The 17,905-nt window shown below is 39.2% G+C and carries 22 protein-coding genes and 2 pseudogenes; 6 read left to right on the forward strand and 18 right to left on the reverse strand.

Going from position 1 to position 17,905, the window contains the following annotated elements:
- Positions 1-190: 190 nt before the first annotated feature.
- Positions 191-2,188 (reverse strand): DNA primase, encoded by a 1,998-nt coding sequence (gene dnaG / locus AC5JL8_RS10095; RefSeq protein ID WP_495879691.1) that lies wholly within the window; start codon positions 2,186-2,188, stop codon positions 191-193.
- A gap of 203 nt (positions 2,189-2,391) precedes the next feature.
- On the opposite strand from dnaG, the gene tftA reads away from it, so the two are divergent.
- Positions 2,392-3,744, forward strand: coding sequence for a hormogonium tapered terminus morphoprotein TftA (gene tftA, locus AC5JL8_RS10100; protein ID WP_495879649.1), 1,353 nt, complete (start codon positions 2,392-2,394; stop codon positions 3,742-3,744).
- A 7-nt stretch (positions 3,745-3,751) separates the two neighbouring features.
- Here tftA and AC5JL8_RS10105 read toward each other — a convergent pair whose 3' ends face one another.
- Both AC5JL8_RS10105 and AC5JL8_RS10110 read right to left on the reverse strand, forming a co-directional pair.
- Positions 3,752-4,525 (reverse strand): hypothetical protein, encoded by a 774-nt coding sequence (locus AC5JL8_RS10105; RefSeq protein WP_495879650.1) that lies wholly within the window; start codon positions 4,523-4,525, stop codon positions 3,752-3,754.
- 96 nt (positions 4,526-4,621) lie between these two features.
- Positions 4,622-5,026, reverse strand: a complete 405-nt coding sequence (locus AC5JL8_RS10110; protein ID WP_495879651.1) for a hypothetical protein — start codon at positions 5,024-5,026, stop codon at positions 4,622-4,624.
- 68 nt (positions 5,027-5,094) lie between these two features.
- Between AC5JL8_RS10110 and AC5JL8_RS10115 the strand changes: the two are divergent.
- Positions 5,095-5,208: pseudogene (locus tag AC5JL8_RS10115) on the forward strand (SAM-dependent methyltransferase); the annotation flags it as partial.
- Positions 5,209-5,360: 152 nt separating this feature from the next.
- Here the strand turns inward: AC5JL8_RS10115 and AC5JL8_RS10120 are convergent.
- The 3 genes from AC5JL8_RS10120 to AC5JL8_RS10130 form a co-directional block, all read right to left on the reverse strand.
- The gene (locus AC5JL8_RS10120) at positions 5,361-7,163 is read right to left on the reverse strand and encodes a fasciclin domain-containing protein (RefSeq protein WP_495879652.1); all 1,803 of its coding nucleotides are present in this window, start codon (positions 7,161-7,163) and stop codon (positions 5,361-5,363) included.
- 991 nt (positions 7,164-8,154) lie between these two features.
- On the reverse strand, positions 8,155-8,382 hold the full coding sequence (locus tag AC5JL8_RS10125) for a DUF8731 domain-containing protein (protein ID WP_495879653.1): 228 nt from the start codon (positions 8,380-8,382) through the stop codon (positions 8,155-8,157).
- Positions 8,383-8,586: 204 nt separating this feature from the next.
- The gene (locus tag AC5JL8_RS10130; protein ID WP_495879654.1) at positions 8,587-9,525 is read right to left on the reverse strand and encodes a DMT family transporter; all 939 of its coding nucleotides are present in this window, start codon (positions 9,523-9,525) and stop codon (positions 8,587-8,589) included.
- 220 nt (positions 9,526-9,745) lie between these two features.
- Between AC5JL8_RS10130 and AC5JL8_RS10135 the strand changes: the two genes are divergently transcribed.
- On the forward strand, positions 9,746-10,078 hold the full coding sequence (locus tag AC5JL8_RS10135) for a hypothetical protein (protein ID WP_495879655.1): 333 nt from the start codon (positions 9,746-9,748) through the stop codon (positions 10,076-10,078).
- Positions 10,079-10,220: 142 nt separating this feature from the next.
- Here the strand turns inward: AC5JL8_RS10135 and AC5JL8_RS10140 are convergent, their stop codons facing one another.
- Positions 10,221-11,240 carry a cyanophycin synthetase gene (locus AC5JL8_RS10140; RefSeq protein WP_495879656.1) on the reverse strand — a complete coding sequence of 340 codons (1,020 nt, stop codon included), beginning with the start codon at positions 11,238-11,240 and terminating at the stop codon, positions 10,221-10,223.
- Positions 11,241-11,631: 391 nt separating this feature from the next.
- On the opposite strand from AC5JL8_RS10140, the gene AC5JL8_RS10145 reads away from it, so the two are divergent.
- Positions 11,632-11,868, forward strand: coding sequence for a hypothetical protein (locus AC5JL8_RS10145; protein ID WP_495879657.1), 237 nt, complete (start codon positions 11,632-11,634; stop codon positions 11,866-11,868).
- A 102-nt stretch (positions 11,869-11,970) separates the two neighbouring features.
- Here AC5JL8_RS10145 and AC5JL8_RS10150 read toward each other — a convergent pair whose 3' ends face one another.
- From AC5JL8_RS10150 to AC5JL8_RS10185, 8 genes and pseudogenes are all read right to left on the reverse strand, one after another.
- Positions 11,971-12,204, reverse strand: a complete 234-nt coding sequence (locus tag AC5JL8_RS10150) for a type II toxin-antitoxin system RelE family toxin (RefSeq protein WP_495879658.1) — start codon at positions 12,202-12,204, stop codon at positions 11,971-11,973.
- A gap of 87 nt (positions 12,205-12,291) precedes the next feature.
- Complete coding sequence (locus tag AC5JL8_RS10155) at positions 12,292-12,495, reverse strand: RelB antitoxin-like protein (RefSeq protein WP_495879659.1); 204 nt, start codon at positions 12,493-12,495, stop codon at positions 12,292-12,294.
- A 90-nt stretch (positions 12,496-12,585) separates the two neighbouring features.
- The gene (locus AC5JL8_RS10160; RefSeq protein WP_495879660.1) at positions 12,586-12,825 is read right to left on the reverse strand and encodes a type II toxin-antitoxin system HicA family toxin; all 240 of its coding nucleotides are present in this window, start codon (positions 12,823-12,825) and stop codon (positions 12,586-12,588) included.
- On the reverse strand, positions 12,818-13,084 hold the full coding sequence (locus tag AC5JL8_RS10165; protein ID WP_495879661.1) for a type II toxin-antitoxin system HicB family antitoxin: 267 nt from the start codon (positions 13,082-13,084) through the stop codon (positions 12,818-12,820). The genes AC5JL8_RS10160 and AC5JL8_RS10165 overlap by 8 nt, the downstream gene beginning before the upstream one ends.
- Positions 13,085-13,117: 33 nt before the next feature.
- Positions 13,118-13,180: pseudogene (locus AC5JL8_RS10170) on the reverse strand (element excision factor XisI family protein); the annotation flags it as partial.
- A 9-nt stretch (positions 13,181-13,189) separates the two neighbouring features.
- Positions 13,190-13,645, reverse strand: a complete 456-nt coding sequence (locus AC5JL8_RS10175) for a type II toxin-antitoxin system VapC family toxin (RefSeq protein WP_495879662.1) — start codon at positions 13,643-13,645, stop codon at positions 13,190-13,192.
- Positions 13,646-13,662: 17 nt separating this feature from the next.
- Positions 13,663-13,998, reverse strand: coding sequence for a hypothetical protein (locus AC5JL8_RS10180; protein ID WP_495879663.1), 336 nt, complete (start codon positions 13,996-13,998; stop codon positions 13,663-13,665).
- A 148-nt stretch (positions 13,999-14,146) separates the two neighbouring features.
- Positions 14,147-14,359 (reverse strand): hypothetical protein, encoded by a 213-nt coding sequence (locus tag AC5JL8_RS10185; protein ID WP_495879664.1) that lies wholly within the window; start codon positions 14,357-14,359, stop codon positions 14,147-14,149.
- Positions 14,360-14,468: 109 nt separating this feature from the next.
- On the opposite strand from AC5JL8_RS10185, the gene AC5JL8_RS10190 reads away from it, so the two are divergent.
- Positions 14,469-14,714 carry a helix-turn-helix domain-containing protein gene (locus AC5JL8_RS10190; RefSeq protein ID WP_495879665.1) on the forward strand — a complete coding sequence of 82 codons (246 nt, stop codon included), beginning with the start codon at positions 14,469-14,471 and terminating at the stop codon, positions 14,712-14,714.
- Between the two features lie 164 nt (positions 14,715-14,878).
- Here AC5JL8_RS10190 and AC5JL8_RS10195 read toward each other — a convergent pair whose 3' ends face one another.
- Both AC5JL8_RS10195 and AC5JL8_RS10200 read right to left on the reverse strand, forming a co-directional pair.
- Positions 14,879-15,076, reverse strand: coding sequence for a type II toxin-antitoxin system Phd/YefM family antitoxin (locus AC5JL8_RS10195; protein WP_495879666.1), 198 nt, complete (start codon positions 15,074-15,076; stop codon positions 14,879-14,881).
- A gap of 15 nt (positions 15,077-15,091) precedes the next feature.
- Entirely contained in the window at positions 15,092-15,358 is a 267-nt protein-coding gene (locus AC5JL8_RS10200) for a type II toxin-antitoxin system RelE family toxin (RefSeq protein ID WP_495879692.1), read from the reverse strand.
- A 162-nt stretch (positions 15,359-15,520) separates the two neighbouring features.
- On the opposite strand from AC5JL8_RS10200, the gene AC5JL8_RS10205 reads away from it, so the two are divergent.
- Positions 15,521-15,691 (forward strand): hypothetical protein, encoded by a 171-nt coding sequence (locus AC5JL8_RS10205; RefSeq protein ID WP_495879694.1) that lies wholly within the window; start codon positions 15,521-15,523, stop codon positions 15,689-15,691.
- 181 nt (positions 15,692-15,872) lie between these two features.
- Here AC5JL8_RS10205 and AC5JL8_RS10210 read toward each other — a convergent pair whose 3' ends face one another.
- Complete coding sequence (locus tag AC5JL8_RS10210) at positions 15,873-17,657, reverse strand: DUF4268 domain-containing protein (protein WP_495879667.1); 1,785 nt, start codon at positions 17,655-17,657, stop codon at positions 15,873-15,875.
- Between the last annotated feature and the right edge of the window lie 248 nt (positions 17,658-17,905).

Below are 17,905 nucleotides of genomic sequence, written 5' to 3' on the forward strand. Positions count from 1 at the left end.
GAATACCACTAACTGAACCGTATTGATATATAGCGGCCTCGACCCAGTGAAGTACAGAAAGAAATAATTAACCACAGATGGACACCGGACACTTGCTACAAGTCGGCAGAGCCGCCCAACGTAGTGTCCTCCAGATAAACATAGATAAATTCGTACCTCAGCAAGCTAGAAACCGCTATAAACGATTGTCTTAATAACTAAATTTCAGCAATTCTTCTATAGAAAAATTCCGCTGTTCGTTTAATTCCAGACACCGCCGCTTTTCCGCTTCAAAAGCTTTACCATAATATTCATATCGCTCTGGTTCAGTTTTTTCATCAGTTTGTTCCCATAGTTCCCAGAAGTGGCGATACCGCTTTTCTCGCATTACTCGTTCCATACAAGCTAGCGCTGCTTGAATTACTTGGGGGGTACGCAATATTTCTTTCTGGCTTTTCTCATTGAGATGAAACAGATGGGACACCAACCCCATTTCTTCAGGAAAATCTGAGTATTTGTCTTGCAAACTTGAAACTAAATCTACTTCTATCCCCTCTGAAACTTCTACAATTTGTTGCCACAAAAAACGGTGGTGGGAAAGACTAAATTGTAAATCTCGCTCTTCTAGCGCTTCCACAATAGCCTGACGTTGTTCGGGACAATGTAGGTAAATTCGCAGCAATAAGGCCTCTGCCAGTTCTAAAAGACCGCGATCAGTAGTTGGGCTTGCAGATTTGGTACTGGAGACTGAGTGAGGAGTATACCTACCACTACGCCATTCTCTTCTCCCTGGCATAGGCTTAGAGTAGGCAGCTTCAGGAGTAATCTGAGTTAATAGATTTTCTACTCGTAGGGGTATAAGTCTGGTATCTCCTAAACTGAGTATTTCAGCACAGTAGGAAACATAATAATTTCGCGTATCGCTGTTAGCTATATTTTTCAGTAATTTGACGACCTGCTGAGTTACTTGCTGAAAATCAGTAGCCTGTCTCAAGTCGCGGTTCTTGGTGATTTGCTGAATCTGCCAATTTAACCACAGTGGGGCATTAGCTAATAATTCCCGATAATCTTCTGGTGTATGACTATGCAAGTATTCATCAGCGTCTTTGCCATCAGGTAAATTAAGAATCTTGAGCTGGACTTCGCCTTTATATGCCAGTTCAGCGATTTCGCCGATCGCGCGTTCTGCGGCATTGGTTCCCGCAGCATCGGCATCAAAGTTAAGAACTAGTTCCTTAGAATCGGTATAACGTAATACCAGCCGTATTTGTTCTAAGCTTAAGGCTGTGCCGAGGGAAGCGACAACGTTAGTGATTCCGGCGGCGTGTAGGGCGATCGCATCAAAATATCCTTCTACTACCACAGCTTGATCGAGTTGGGAAATTCCAGCTTTGGCTTGGTCAAGGGCAAATAATGTTCTACCTTTACTAAAAAGTTCGGTTTCTGGGGAATTGAGATACTTTGGCTGCTGAGACACTGCGTTGCGGGGGTTCCCCCCGTTGAAGCAAGTGTCGTCATCAGTCAGAGTTCTGCCACCAAAGCCAATTACTCGCCCTTGTACATCACGGATGGGAATCATCAGGCGATCACGGAACACATCGTAATAACCACCCGATTCCTTGCGAGGTTTAATCAATCCGGCTTTTTCTACTAGTTGCACTGGGTAGTGCTTAGTTTCTACCAAATAACGATAGAGCGTTTCCCAACCAGCGGGAGCATAACCTAAGCCAAACTGCTGAATTGTTTCTGATTGGAGTTGGCGATCGTGCTGTAAATACTGTATTGCCTTCTGTCCTTGGGATTGTCTCAGAGCATGTTGATAAAACTGCGCCGTTGAAGCGAGAACTTCATATAGCTGTTCGCGCAAAGACAACTGACGCTGTAATTCTTGCCTTTGTTCAGGTTCTAAGGTTTGCACTGGTACTTGATAACGCCGTGCCAAATCCAGCACCACTTCAGGAAATTGGCGCTTCCCCAAGTCCATCAAAAATTTTATGGCATTTCCTCCAGCTTGACAGCCGAAGCAGTAGTACATTTGCTTGGTCTGGCTGACAGTGAAGCTAGGAGTTTTTTCATCGTGGAAGGGGCATAAACCAAGAAAATCTTTACCACGCTTGCGTAAAACTACGTGTTCTGAAATCACATCTACAATGTCAACACGTTGTTTAACTTCCTCAATTGTGTCTGGGTGCAAGCGGGGAATTTGCATATTAGTAGTTCTGAGTGCTGAGTGCTGAGTGCTGAGTAAAAGAGAAAGGGGCATGGGGGAGAATTAATGGAATTATTCTTGCTTCCAATCCCCAATGCCCAATCCCCAGTCCCCAATCCCTATGGCTATTATATTGTTGTTGCTCAACCAAGAATGATATATAGGATTGCTTACGCTTAATTTTATACGAGGAAATACTGAAGATGGGGCGTATTTTTATTTCTGCTGCTCACGGAGGCAAAGAAGCCAGAGGAATAGATCCAGGCTCGATCGCAGGTGGTACAACAGAAGCTAGAGAAATGATTCTGCTGCGGGATTTGATTGTAACAGAACTAAGAGCGCGTGGTTTTGAAGTTTTGTCAGTTCCTGATGATTTAAGTGCTGCCCAAACTATCACCTGGATCAATTCCCGTGGTCGTTCGACTGATGTGGCGTTAGAAATTAATGCTGATGCGGCCAGCAGTCCAAATGTGCGAGGGGCTAGCGTTTTCTACATTGCTAGCAATAATGAGCGCCGAAGCAATGCTGAACTTGTGCTGACGGGATTGTTGCGCCGCGTACCCCAGTTGCCCAATCGGGGAGTCAAGCCAGATACAGATAGTGGATTAGGACGTTTAATATTTTGCCGCCAAACAGCGATCGCTGCTTTGGTAATGCAAGTAGGTTTTCTTAGCAGTCCTGAAGATCGCTCTTTGCTACAAACTCGCCGCCGCGATTTCGCTTTAGGAATTGCGGATGGACTAGCATCTTGGAGCCGCGTCATTGACCCCGGCCAAGGAAACCCCCAAGACCCAAATTATCCAGCGATTAATATTAACATTAACGGGCAAAATTATTCAGAACAAGGAATACTTATTAATGGTAATGCTTACATTCCTATTGATTTAGTAGATCGCTTACGAATTGATTTATCAAAATCGCCGGATGTCCGCCGTATTACCTATCGCAGAGTAGTATATGTCAAAGCAATAGAATTACGAGATTTTAATGTTTCTGTTAACTGGGATGCTGCAAGCCGCACTGTAAAATTGCGTTCAAATTTGGTAGTCTGCTCTGGTCAGATTGACAGAATTGTATCAAATGGTAATACCTCAGAAGTGCAATTGCAGCTCTTCTTGAGAAATAACAATGAAAACGCCTTGGTGCAGTTTCCAGACTTGCCGAAACTCTATCGAGAAGAAGCAAGTATAGAGGGAATAAATTATGATATTGCTTTTTGCCAAATGTGTGTAGAAACTGGATTTTTACGCTTTGGCGGCGATATTAGACCTGAGCAAAATAACTTTGCAGGTTTAGGGACTATTGGTGGTAGTACACAGGCAGCATCGTTTCCAAGTGCCAGAATTGGTGTGAGGGCACATATCCAACATTTGAAAGCTTACGCCAGTCTAGAACCTCTAGTAAACGAAGTTGTAGATCCAAGATTTCGTTTCGTTACACGCGGTATTGCCCCATTAATTGAGCAGCTATCAGGGCGCTGGTCGGGAGATTTGGATTATGGTGCGAGGATTAAAGCTATGGTGCAACGATTGTATGAGTCAGCAGGACTTTTATAAGTGTTGATTAAGCTGATTTAAAAAATCGGATAATTTCGCGGACATGATCGAGAAATTGCCCATCAGTAGAAAGTTGAGCGATCGCAGTTCTGGCTTCCCTCGCCAACCTTTCATGTTCAGTTTGATTTGTTGCACGTAATTCTTCTAAATTAGCGCTTATTCTAGCTAAGTCTCTGCGAGTCTCTTCACTAAATCTTTGTTGAGTTGTAGGAATTGAGTAGGGTTGTTCTGCATCAAGTTGTTCTTCTAAGCGCTGCACTTTCTGTTCCAAATCAAAGAAGCGATCGCGGAGTTCCACAATATCTTCACGGGGATACTTCCATTCTTGGCGAATCATTGTTAATCGCGTATATAAATATTCGTAAGCACGAATGGCTGGACGCAGAATAGTTAATAACAAAGCTGCACCAGAACTGATGTATCCTACAGTACTAATGCCAGTAGCCGCGAGTGTATACAAACCAACGGCTGAAAATATATGTAAGGCAATGGCAACCCAGAGCGATCGCTGGGCTAAAACTCTGACATACTTTAATTGATTTTCATCTACAGGAATTCGTTTTTCTATCGACTGCGCCGCTTCTGCTAAGACTTCTTTCGCCTGAAAATGCACATTCCAAGGTACGGTAACAATTACCAATAGCCACCAAAAACTTGCACCAGCAATTACCCAATCAAGGAAGTTACCAGCAGGTATATGTAACCATTGCAATAAGCCAAAAGCTGCCAGTACCAACACTACAATTCCGACAATGGAACTGATGAAAAAGTTAATATACATCTTGCCCTGTACCCAGTAAAGCTCATACCTCGATCATGGCTAACCTGGGCAGTTATACGGAAATAGTTGTGATGGTTTTTCTAGTTGCACATATAGCTATGGGATAAGATAGCTATGCCAAATTGGTTGAGTATCTTTGCTTCCCCTTTCAGGTAACAGCAATCGCCAGGTTTTACCTTCTTGCTGAATTTGCAGATAAACATCAAACGGTTGTTGCAGTTGCGTTAAGCGTCTTTTTGGTAGCTTGATAATCAAGTCGTAGGTTCCCCGCACGCGGAAAGCTGGCAAACTTTGAATCGTTAGGGGTTTTTGCTCGGTAATTGCTAACCGTTTGATATCAAATCCTTGGAAATCTAGATCCAGCTTTTGGCTAAGTTGTTGTTGAGTTTGTTCTAGCTGAAGTGCGATCGCTTTTTGCACTAACTGGTTAGTTGGTAGCAGCCCAATACTACCACAAGCTGTCAATAGCACCAGTAAAGCCGTCAACACTAGCCGCACCATGTTATTTCTTATATAGCACTCTCCAGCGATAGTATAGCGGTTGATGGACTCGAATTTTTTAATTCACGATGTCAAAACGAACTATTGGTCTTGATAACCAACTCTACAGCTATCTTTTATCAGTTTCGCCGCGGGAGCCTGAGATTCTCCAAAAGTTGCGCCAAGAAACAGCCAGCCATCCTAGCGTTGAATGCAAGCATCTCATTAATCACAGTTTGATTTGAATACTTATACTATCAATGTTGCGTTGCTGCTAACAAATAATGAATGGGTAACGGGTTTGACAAATTACCCATTACCCATTTATTTACAAACAAAAGACAATAAATTCTTACTATCTGAAGTTGTAGCCAACCCCCAATACTATCCCGACATCAGTGTCATCCAAAAAAGCTGCATTTACAGCACCATTCGCCGTAAAATTACCGCCTAAAGGAACATCTATACCGCCAGTTAGCAGCAAACCAAGCTCGACATCATCCTGAGTGTCAATAGCTACGCCAGCGCCTAAATAAGGAGATATTGGGAACGGTTGTACGACGTCCACATCTGCTGCGCGTGGAGTAAAATCCAACGTCAAGGGAACCAGAACCAGTGTATTGTCTCCAAAAATCGCTGACGGACGCACTGATATATTACGTGTCAACCCGATTTTGCTGATCACCGCAATGTTACCTTCGCCCAAGGAGGAGGTATCACCTGTTAAACCAATATTACCAGCAACCCCTATATAGCTAGAGCCTCCGCGAGTAGCTCTACCTGGCGTAACACCATCAGTAGTTTCTCCTTGATTAGTATCGCCTGGTTGTTGGCTAGTCAGGTTAGGCGGTATCAGGACTTGGTTAATTGCATGAATCACACCATTGCTAGCTTGGACATTCGCCTGAATAACTCTGGCATCGTTGACTGCAATTTGATTGGTGGCGGTGTCAACCTTAACATTGACTGATGCGTCTTCAATCGTTTTTACTTCCCCAGTTGACAGTTGAGTAGATGTTACTTGACCAGGCAGCACATGATATCTCAAAATCTTAATCAATGTTTCTCTGTTTTCTGGTTGCTGTAACTGCTCTAAAGTGCCAGCTGGTAAAGCAGCAAATGCTTCATTGGTGGGAGCGAAAACCGTGTAAGGGCCTGCTTGTTGTAAGGTATCTGCTAAACCTGCTGTTTTTAGTAAAGAAGTCAGAGTTGTAAAAGAACTGCTAGAAGCAGCCAAGGAAACGATGTCAGTGCCAGTAGGTTGCGTGGTGCCAGTAGGACTACCTGCAACAATATAAGTAGCGGCTGGGGCATTGCTAGCAATTGGTTGCACCTGTCCTTGTCTGGCTAAAGCTTGATATAAAAGTGCTGCGGCTTCGGCACGAGTTAGAGGTTGTTGCGGATTGAGTTGTCTGACATTTGGATAGTTGACAACCATATTGGCTTGTGTCGCAGCTGCCACACTATTAACTGCATAGTCTGGGATTGCTGTGGCGTCTGAGTAATAGGTACTCAACACATTAGATGCAGCATCGGTGCTAGTTACACCCAAGCCGCTGGTCAAAGCAACGATCGCCTGTACCTTAGGAATTTGTTGATTGGGCAAAAATACGTTTCCCGGATAGCCTGACATAAATCCGGTTTCGTATGCTTCCTGAATTGCAGCAGCTGCCCAGAAGTTAGACGGAACATCTGAAAATTGCTGTGATTGCCGAGTTGGGTTCTGGTTAAAGGCTTTTTGAATCATTGCGGCAAATTCAGCACGAGTCACAGCCTGATTCGGCCTGAAACTGCCATCAGGAAAGCCACTAATTACGTTTCTTTGAGCTAAGGCTTGAATGAATGGACTAGCCCAGTAATCTGAGCCAACATCAGACAAATTTGTCGTTGTAGCTGGTGTTTGAGTTGTACCTGGTGTTTGAGTGGTACCTGGTGTTTGAGTTGTACCTGGTGTTTGAGTTGTACCTGGTGTTTGAGTGGTACCTGGTGTTTGAGTTGTACCTGGCGATTCAGTTGTACCTGGCGATTCAGTTGTACCTGGAACAGTATTTTGAGCTGAAGCTCGGGTAGAAATTACAATAGGGCTTAATGTAGCAGCTATCACTCCCAAAGCTAGGAAACTGTTCTTTACTGACGATCCACGAAAGAAACTACACATGAAAATATCCTCCAGAAAAAAGTAGAGCCATTTCTCAATTCATTGATTGACTGTTAAAAACTGGTGTATGCAAGGTTGAGTGGGCACACATATTCAAATAATTTCGGGTTTGCTTCGCCATAAAAACTACGAATGCGAAGTGTTCAATCCTGAAAATCAAAAAATTTGCATTTATAGCCACCTGCCCTTGCGCCTTATAAAGTTTCTTCAAATGTTTGCCGCATATAGCAGCCTTAATTGGGTTGTGAAAGTTCAATGTTTAAATAACCAGAGATAACCCCAAAGACAGAGAAGGCTGCTATGGTGATTTGCTTGGCGTCAAAAATCAAGATAATTACTATAAACGCATGGCTTAATCAGTTTTAGGATTGCAGTCTGGTAGCTGCAAAAGTAGTGTTTAGTAACCGTTTTAGCATCTTGAAAAAGCTTAATTACATCAATCTTGAATAGCATGAGTCTAGTCACGAAAGAGGAGAAAGTGTAATTTCCATACAGTTACCATTTTTCATCTTTAACCTCACTCACACAACTAGCTAATGGCTATACTTTGATATTTGTTTTTTCACACTTTAGATAGTTGACTACAGTGATGAATAGGTGAGCATGGGCGTGAATTGAAAAGCTTTAGACGCTAAAACGGCGATCGCATTTGTGATTTTTTAGCATGATTAGCCAAATATTTGTGTCTGGTATTGGCTTTGCTGAGATTATTATCTGAGCAAGAAAAAATTTAATGTCTAAAATACCAAAATCTACGATTGGCAATTACACAATAATTTGTTGATGCTAGGTGTTAGCAGATAATAAACTATCTATTGATTATCTTATGGAAATTTGCTCAACCTTTACTTTATATTATCAGTTGTAGATAATTAGCTAAGGTTACCAGGAGTCTATCATTGGGTGTATCTTTGTAGAGCGATCGCCAATTAAGCTGAGTAAAAAACAAGACTGTGGCAGATAAAACAAAAAAATTCAAATCACCCTAATATCACTTCAGTGTGGACAACTCCTGCACTTCATGGCGGGCTAATAGCTTAACTTTGCTACCTAAAGGCGCACGTACCACCCATTCCACCTTTGCCCTATCTTTGGTAGAGTCACTTTGCCCCCTAGTAGGAGCAGAGGGTTTGTAGGCGCATCCTTCTAATTGTCCTAACTCTTTACGGAGTTTACCGATTTCCAGAGTTTTTTCATCGCTCCAACGTAGCAGTTTCAAGTCGTCTTCTAGGGGGTGTTCCCGCTGCCATTCTATATATTGATACTCAGTAATTCCAGCTTGACGCTGCGGACTCCAGATTTCTACTGTCCAGGCAAATAAGCCTTGATATTCATAAGCCCAGTCGCCGAATGTACGGCAGATGAAGTCTTTCAGGTCATAACGGAACTCATGAAAGGTAGAATAATTACTAATTCGTAATTCTTAATTTAAGTAAAATAATAATCCAATTCCAGCGATCGCTATTCCTACACCTGCGATCGCTCTGAGGCTGATTTTTTCACCCATCTGCATAGCGATGGGGATCACAAACAATGGACTAGTTTGCAACAATGTTGAGGCTATTCCGGCCGCAGTAAATTTAATTGCTATCTGCTGCAACCAAATTCCTAAAAAGGTTCCACAAAAGGCAGCAAAAAAACTTGCTAAAATTATACGCTTTGATTGCCAGTAGGGATAGGAAAATGCCGTTTCCCTACGATTAGAAAACCATGCCGAAACTAAGATAGTTAACACACCTGCAATTAATCGCAATAAGGCAGCCCATAACGGTGTAACGCTTCCAGTCGCAAATGCCATACGAGAAATCACAGTTCCAGCGGCGTTTGTGATTGCTGCTAACAAACCAAAACCGATTCCCTGCCATAGGTGCGTTGAGCTAACCTCGTTTGTACCTGGGATTCGCTCTGTTACTACCCAAGCTACTCCCAAAATTGTGAGAATAATACCACACCAAGCGTTGACATTGAGTTGTTCTTTGAGAAGAATCATTGCCGCGATCGCCGTGGTTGGTGGCGCAAGTGTTCCCAAGAGTAAAACGCGACGCGCCCCCAAATAATTGATGGCAGCAAGGAAGGCTGTATCACCCCAGCCAATGCCTACAGCACCGCTGAGGAAGAGTAGACATACAGGTAAGGGGGAAAGCTTCGGTAACAGTTCGCCACTGAGCAAAATTGTTAGGAGCAAGAGGGCGATCGCAATTATTCCTTTAATCAAGTTCAGCTGCATTGGTGGAATACGTTGCCCTAAAAGACCATACACCACCGAAGCTACAGCCCATAAGCAGGCAGCAGCTAAAGCTGCCACTTCACCCTTTAAATCTGTAAGCGAGAAAATTAAGAAATTATTAAAAATAGTATGCACCCATGAATTAATGCTTGAAACTATTTAATAATACAACAGTTAATTAACTAAAAATTAGCACTCAAACGAGGCAAGTGCTAATTTGTTACTGAAGTTTAATACTTCTGATATAAGCGGATATTGTACTTTTTATGGATGGCATTTAAGTAGACTTTCAAATATAATTAATCATACTAAGCTAAAGCTTCCATGTAACTGATTAGCAATTGAGAGGACTGGAATGAAATACACTTTTGACATCATAGGGGTATCTCCAGTTTTACAGTATTTTAATCATCAACCACAACAAAAAGGAGTGGAATACCTGGGAACGCCTACTTGCACTTTAGATGCATTTTTAGAATCTGTAGAAACAGTTCCAGCAAAGTGGAATTGGAATCTTGATCAAGTGGTAGACACAGTAATTCAATTTTGGTTAAACAATGCCGAAAGCATTCGCTATTGGAAAACACGTTTAAGTGATGCTGGCAAGGATAATTTAATAGTAGCGAGAGTAGCGGATTTCACGGCTTTACAAGCTGAATTTGAATCCTTATTGGGTAAAGATTGGTAATTATATCAACAGCAATAATATTGCAGATGATTGCGGTGCGTTAAAGCAGCACTTAACGCACCAATACAATTTATTTATGGGCGTTGCAGAGAAAGCGGGATGATTTTGCAACGCCAGAAAATTTTTAGCCCTGCTTCCCAGCTTACCCCACTGTTCTGCAAGGCCTATTTTCGTGTTCTTTCTCCAGCGCTGTCAGGAGTTTGAGATATAAATTTTCTACTCTCTGAATTTGCAGTTCCCCAAATGATGCATAGTTAAGTAAGCCAGGAGAGCCATTCACTTCGATAATGGTATACTCTATCATTGGCATAGTTATATCACTGGTAATAATATCTACGCCTGCTAATCTTAGCCCCATATCTTTTGTAATATTGACGGCTAATTTTTTAAAATCTGGATGGATAGTTTCAGTTACATCTACTGCTTCACCTCCACTCGATAAGTTTGCATTATCTAAAAGATAAACAATACTATCCTTTGGTATAACGCTATCAAAAGTTAGTTTTTGCCTTTGCAATTTTCTTTTAATTCTAAAATCATCAAAATTTATAATTCTTCTACCAGTTTTGTTAAGAATTTCTTGCTTGTTATGCAAAAGTTCTAAAACACTAGATTTGGCATCTCCTACTATAAATAAGGGAATCCTCTGATAAGCTATAAGAACTTCTTCATCTAGTACTACGATTCTATAGTCATTCCCGCTATGGAACCTCTCGACAATAAACCCTGCGGTTATTCGCAATATTTTATTAGCTACTTGATAATATTCGCGTTTATTATAAACTTTAGTAACTAATATTCCTTGACTGAGATTCAGCGGCTTAACAATTACAGGAAATCCTAAAGTTTTAGCATAAAAAAAACCATCATCAGTATTTCTGAGCGTTTTTATTTTGTTACACAATTGGTCATTAAAAAACGTCTTTCCTTCGGGAACTTTATATCCAAAGTGCCTCAGAAAAAAACTAGCGCTACCTTTATCTTTTGCTATTTCTGCTGAACCGAAACCATTGATATTAAATTGGGTAGAACGAAAAACAGTTTTATTTCCATTTTTAAAAGTAATGTGTCCAACGAATTTACATTCTGGATCTACTATAAGCACTGCTCCTATTTTATCAACAACTCTTTGAATTATTGATATGACAAATGGTGTTTTCATTTTATTAAATAAAAATTTAAAGTTTAAGAGAATTTACATTTTTGACTTAATTGCCCTAAAAAATTATGTGCGATCGCACATATGTAATCTTTGCTATGTCTCCAGCTTTGGTGCTATGCTGTGGTTTTCTCGGTGAAAAATTAAAAAATGGGCACAATATATATTCCAGTGCTATGTCCTAGATTGTCAATCCTGAAATTTCTCTTCAGTTCTCAATTTTGTAGGTTACTGAAGATATTAAAGTGACAATAACTAATATTTAGCACTAAGTGTTGACAAGAAAAAAATAATGTATTAATAAGGGTGCAGCAACATTAAAAAAGCGTTAGTGCATCCCCGCCAAAAGACTTGCTAACGCCCTTTATTAAACTCCTCACGGATTATCTAGATCATGCCACAAAATACCGATTACATAGATTCCAGCACAGAAAATCAGGCGAAAGCTTACAGGAAACGTCTTAATACTTGGGCAATTACTCGTGTAGTTCCCAATACGGAACCTGTGATTGTTGCTCGATTCCGCAGTCGTTCTGATGCAGACGGATATTTACGACACTTACGCCAAGTAATTCCTAATACTTCTTTTGAGATTATTGTTGATTATCAACGCGATGAAGCTGTAATGTAAATTTTTTAAAAGGCGATATTTAATGAACAATCGCCTATTAAGTTCTAGACGGAGGAAGCCGAATCTTAGGCTTCTTCCCGTCTATAAAGATTTATTGTGAAATTAAAGGTGCGATGTCTCTTGATTCGCCGCTTTACGTCTACGCAACCTATGAAAATAGAGATAAATATCTTTACGGTGTAGCACCCGTTGAAACATAACTGTTTCACCGTCGAAGATAATGCCGATACGATAATCACCTATCCGAATTCGATATGCGTTTTCGTATCCCTTGAGCTTTTTTAAGTTGGTAATTTCTGCAAAACTTTGAATTTTTGGTATTTCTTCAAAAGTCAAAGCCCTAATAGATTCATAGTAAGGCGTACTTTTAAGAGCTTTGAAGAGCTTTGATATCTTTCAAAAAACTAGGTAGATATTGCGTGTTCACTCTTTCTCTAGTTCTGCTAGTGCTTCATCAAGGTTAAGCGGCATTTCATTTTGTACTTCCTTCATAGCAATAATTAGTCCTTCGTCCTCAATAGCCTCTAAGAGACGTTTATAATCATTGAAGTCTATGATCACTTTACGGATATTACCTTCTGTGTCAGTGATCAGTTCTTGAGCAAATGGATATCTATCAGCTTCCATTGTATTTTTCTAAAATCTTACATCTTCAGTTTAAGGCGATTGCGCGGAGCGCAGTGCCAAAGGCGATCGCACATCAGATAATTATCTTGTTTACTTTAATAAAAATTCAATTTCTTCATCACTAAAACCAAACTGCCGAAAAATCCGCAAAACATAACTAGGAGACATTTCTCCTGCACCCATATCTATAGGAACGACTCTACGTTGTCCATCAACTTCACGAGTATATAAGCAGTGATCGCCTTTGCCTTCTCGATAAAATGTACAGCCCCCTTTTTCTAAAAGCTTAATTAGCTCTTTTGGTTTCAGGGAAGGTATATTTTTAGGCATAAACCTTTCTTAATTCATATATTTCGGAATCTTGCTGTTGTTCTTCTATTAGCAAAAATTCATGTAGTTCTTCTATAGAAATTGGAGATTTATAGATATTAGTTTCAGTTTCATAAACTACTTCAAAAGACTCAATTGCTTCTTTTAACTTGCTAATGGCATCATCTTGAGTCTTTCCCTGTCCTACAATTCCGTTTTCTAAACACAAAGCAATCCAATAATCAGCGCTTTGCCTAAGTACTACAGTGTAAAATTCCATTTGCCTTTACAATACTTATTTTTATTTACTATTCTAAACGATCGCAAAATCAGTGTATTGTCTCACCTCTGGAGGCTGAAAAGCCAGCACAATATCGCTTCAAATTTAATTAATATTTTGCCATTCACGAGCATCTACAAATAATGATAAATGTTTAACATTAGTAGTAGCAATAGTAACTTGATGCCCTTTTAATTCTTCAATTTTCGCTTGTGCTGCTAAAATAACATCACCATCAAGAGATTTAGGATCAGCAGTAGGATTTCCTGTATTTCTAACTTCAGCCCAAAAATTTGCAGCTAGAAGCATTACAGAAGTAGTAATAGGTAAATAAGTAATTGCTTGTTTAAGTTGCTCTAACCGTTTAATACCTGATATTTTGCCTGCTCTCAGTAGTTCTCGCCTTACTTCATAATCAGCAATTTCAGGTAAAACTATTTGATACCCTTTTAATGGTAGTTCATCTAACCATTCTTTACATTCCTGACAAATAGGATTAGTATTTTTAGGATTTGTTACCATTCCTAAGATATTCGTATCTAAGAAAACCAGTTTACTCATAAACGCTAATGCCAATTTTACAAGGCATTGTCATCAATTGCTTGATTTAAATATTCCCAAGTTTCTGTTTGTTCATGTCCATCTCCTTCTTCTAACCATTGTTTTGTTAATTTTTTAAGTGCTTGATGTTGGTGATGTAAAATTTTTTGTTCGTGTTTATCTAACTCTTCTGGAGAATTGGTTAACAATTCCGGTTTAATAGTTACACTTTTACGAAAAACTCTGATAATTTCCAGCAAGTTCGACCAATATTCTTGAGGTGTTTCTTGGATTTCACTTAACAGTTCTATCAAAAAACTTTCTTCACGACTCTTACTGACTTCAGATTTATTAATTAAATTGGATTGAGACATTAGAAATTTTTCCTCATTATCATTAATGAAGGTGAACTAAAATAGCCGCACCCTAATTAAACTATATCAACAAGGTAGGAGAATTAAGGGAGGCGATCGCACTTGGGAATTAAGGAGTGCGATCGCAATACAATTGCAAAAACAATGGTCAGCTTGTTGGAACGCTGCGAGTTAAAATTTTCATCACTTTGCCTGGTTCAGAAGCCGCTAAAAGTGGACTCCACTCGCTAATCTCAGCAAAACCCAGTTTATAGAGAGTGTGAATAGTATTAGTAACAGTCTGCCGCGAACCAATGATGAGGAAACTAACGAGTTCTCGATCTGGATCTGGTTGCATGGAAGGTAGAGAGCTTTTGTTCATTAGAGTTAACCTAAAAATTATGTTCGGAATCACGAACATAATCACTTTAGCATTTTGTTCGTAATTACAAACATTTACTTAGTTATAAGCCTCTGACAAAATCGGAGGCATGGGAAAAGCAGGAAAAGCTCTCAAACGGGTACTAGAAATTTATGGCATTACTCAAAATCGATTGGCTGTAGTGATGGGAGTCAATCGTTCTAGTGTTTTTGGCTGGGTAAATGAAATTGCAGATCCACCAGGTGATACGGTGGTGAAAATTCGCAAGGCACTTCAAGAAATTGAGCCTGCTGCGGCTGAGGAGTTTGTCAGGCTGTTCTGGGATGATTTAGAAAAGGATGAGGAGCAGTCCTAGTTGCGAACTAGTTAAGCTACTGAAAAAACAAGACGCGATCGCGGATATTGTTTATTTTAACAAATATTCAATTTCTTCATCACTAAAACCAAACTACCGAAAAATCCGCAAAACATAAGCAGGAGACATCTCTCCTGGCCCATATCTAGACTCTCCCTCCATCCTCAAGAGATTAACATCTTTTTTACCTCATCTAAAGGTACAGAAGGACTGTCTTTTTCTTCTTGTTTGGCTTCTCGTAAATCTCTCAAATCTTCTAAATCTTCTAACAGTTCTTGAATTTGCAAAAATTCTTCGTAGGGCAGAACAGCAAATTCCTTTTGCCCATTTTTTGAGATAAATTCAGGATGTAATTTAATCATTTTGAGCCTATCCTTTTACTCATAAGCTTTACTGCGATGTTTCACCCTATAAATCATTATAGTTTGTTCTTCAATTTCAAACAAAACTCGATAATCACCAATTCGTAATCGGTATTCTGGAGTAAAGTTAGTTAAATGTTTAACATCGCCTTGCAAATTATCTTGCATCGCTTCAATTTTAGGAATGAGCCGTTCTCTAATATCGCCAGAAAGTTGCGCTAAATCTTTAAGAGCTTTTGGCTTAAATTCTATTTGATACTGCAGATAATTTTCCCTTTTGATTTAAATTAATTTAAACATACGCGTTTAATAGTAGTTCATCTAACCATTCTTGATACTAGCAAAATTAAGAGAGGCGATCGCGCTTAGGGAATGAAGGGTGCGATCGCGTGATCATAAAAAGAACGAATACAAAATTTTCTCGCGATCGCTTACAAATAACGCTTGAATCCTTGGGCTATTACCCGTCTACTTCCCGATATGCAACAGGTAACGGTTGCTAGATTTCGCAGTCGGTCTGATGCTGAGGGTCATTTGCAACGGTTGCGTCAACTCATACCGGACGCTCGCTTTGTTGTAGTGTTTGATTGCCAGCGTCATGAAGCGGTGATTTAAAGGAATAGCGATCACATTTTTTGGGGTGAGGGTGCGATCGCTAAATAATTATCAATACAATAATCAGCTTTTTGAAATGCCGCAGGTTGAAATTTTTATTACTTTGCCTGCTTCAGAAGCCGCTAAAATATGAAGATAATCATCTGAGTCATGGATAGCCAGAAACCTATTTCTACTCCTTTTAGATTTGAGGCTTATTCGTATATTCATATAAAACTTCACTTACTTTTTCATTCATCACCTTTTGAAACCTTATCATTGCATTTACTGCCCATTTTTGGAGATTAGCAAGTTTTTCCTCAGAATCATTAATAGAACCATGATGGTATAATGCAATACGTGACTCACGACGATATTCATGTGATTCCCAACTTAAATTTTCTCCTAACTCAGCTTCTATTTCGTTTTTACGTTTATGAAGGCTATCAAATATACGTTTATTTTCTTGTTGATCATTTTTAGCAATGTACAGTTCTACTCTCAATTGATTAGATCTAGTAAATGCAAATGCTAAAGTTGCCGAGTATGCTCCACCTTCGGGTATCCCAGCAATAGAAACAAAATGCCGCCCATCTTGAGACTGAGGTGGTTTTAATGAAAATTTAGCAGACTCTTCTAGTTTCGCTATCAGAGCGCTAAAAAAGTCAATATAAGCTTTCTGCTGTTTTTTTATTCTAGAAAAAGTTACTTCTTCGGCACTTATATCTACGGTAGATACGCACCATCCTATATTTAGCCATTGTTGGGATTGAGGATGGTTAACTGAATCATTTGCCCACCATGAACGATGTCTACGTGCAACAGTAGGTAACTCACTTTTTATAGTATTTTCTATATCTTTAAATTTGAGCATTAATTTATCTCTAGTAACAGGCTGATTCTGTAAATATAATGCCAAGAGGGCTAATGGACTTTCTTCAGGAGTTATTTCTTCGGGAGTTATTTCTTCTGCCTCAAGAATAATATCTTCTGTACTGGATACTAATACAGTTGATTTATCATTTGGTAATTGTTCAGAATGGATTAACGTATCTTCTATAAATTCACTAAATTTAACTTGCTCAGATTTTACAATAACCGATTGACACCGTTCTAATAAATCTGAACAATACCTCAGTTGATCGCGCTGTGTTGCAGATATCTCATCTCGAAAATGTGCCAAGCGATTACGAGTTTTTCTTACATTATCCAGTAAGCCAGACATAGCTTTTTTATCACCCAATATAGTTCCATAGTGAGACCAAGATTTATTATTTAAAAAAAGCTGACTGTATTCAAAAAGGGTTAATTCATCAAAAGATTTGATTCCTGATTGTTTATTTTCAAAAGATTTTGAAAAAGCTTCTTCTAAAAATTGTTGGTTTAATTCAGACTGATTATTATTAGATATTTTAAGATAGGAATTCACTCCATTTCGGAAACGTCCTATATTTTCCTGTCTAGATCCTAAACATTCTTTGATTACTTCTTTTAACTCTTGTGTATCATCTTCCCCAGGAGCTTGGTTAAAAGCAGCACGTACATAATCTTTGATCATACTTTCAATATCTTCTACAAGCATTGTATCTTCAGCACGACGACGGAAATAATCTGTAGTATCATAACTAGTAACAATGCCTGTAACTTTACCTTCAACATCTACTATAATTACTGCATAAGTATCTTTTAAAGTATCGAGTAACGCAAATAATTCTTCATTAGCTGTGAATAAGTGTTTTTTAGACATTTTACTCATAGCATGAGGATTAACTGTTAAGTCACTTAGAGTAACATTAAGATTTTTCAAAGCTCGGAGAATAGAGTCACTTGTAACTATTCCTAAAAGTTTATCTTGATTATCAACTACCGGAATTTGACTAAAGTCATACTCGATCATCAGATCTACAGCTTTCTGTACAGAATCATTACTATACACAGTGACAGGTTTTTGTTTATCTTTAATTAAATCTTGAACAGTAAATGGCATAATAGTCACCTGATACTACCATACTACTGTAGCTATCCTTACAAAGGATGTCAAATTAATACTTAAACAAATTACGTATAAGAGAAAATATTAATATAGATAGATTGTGTTGCTATATTAATAGCTAAGATTATTTACTTCTTTTCTAGAATTAAATATATTGACAAATTTTATACATTAAAAACAAAAACTTGAAAAGGTGGGCAAGGCTAACCCTACGTTACTTGAAAATTTAAACAAATAAAACT

The sequence above is a fragment of the Mojavia sp. genome, from assembly GCF_059505145.1.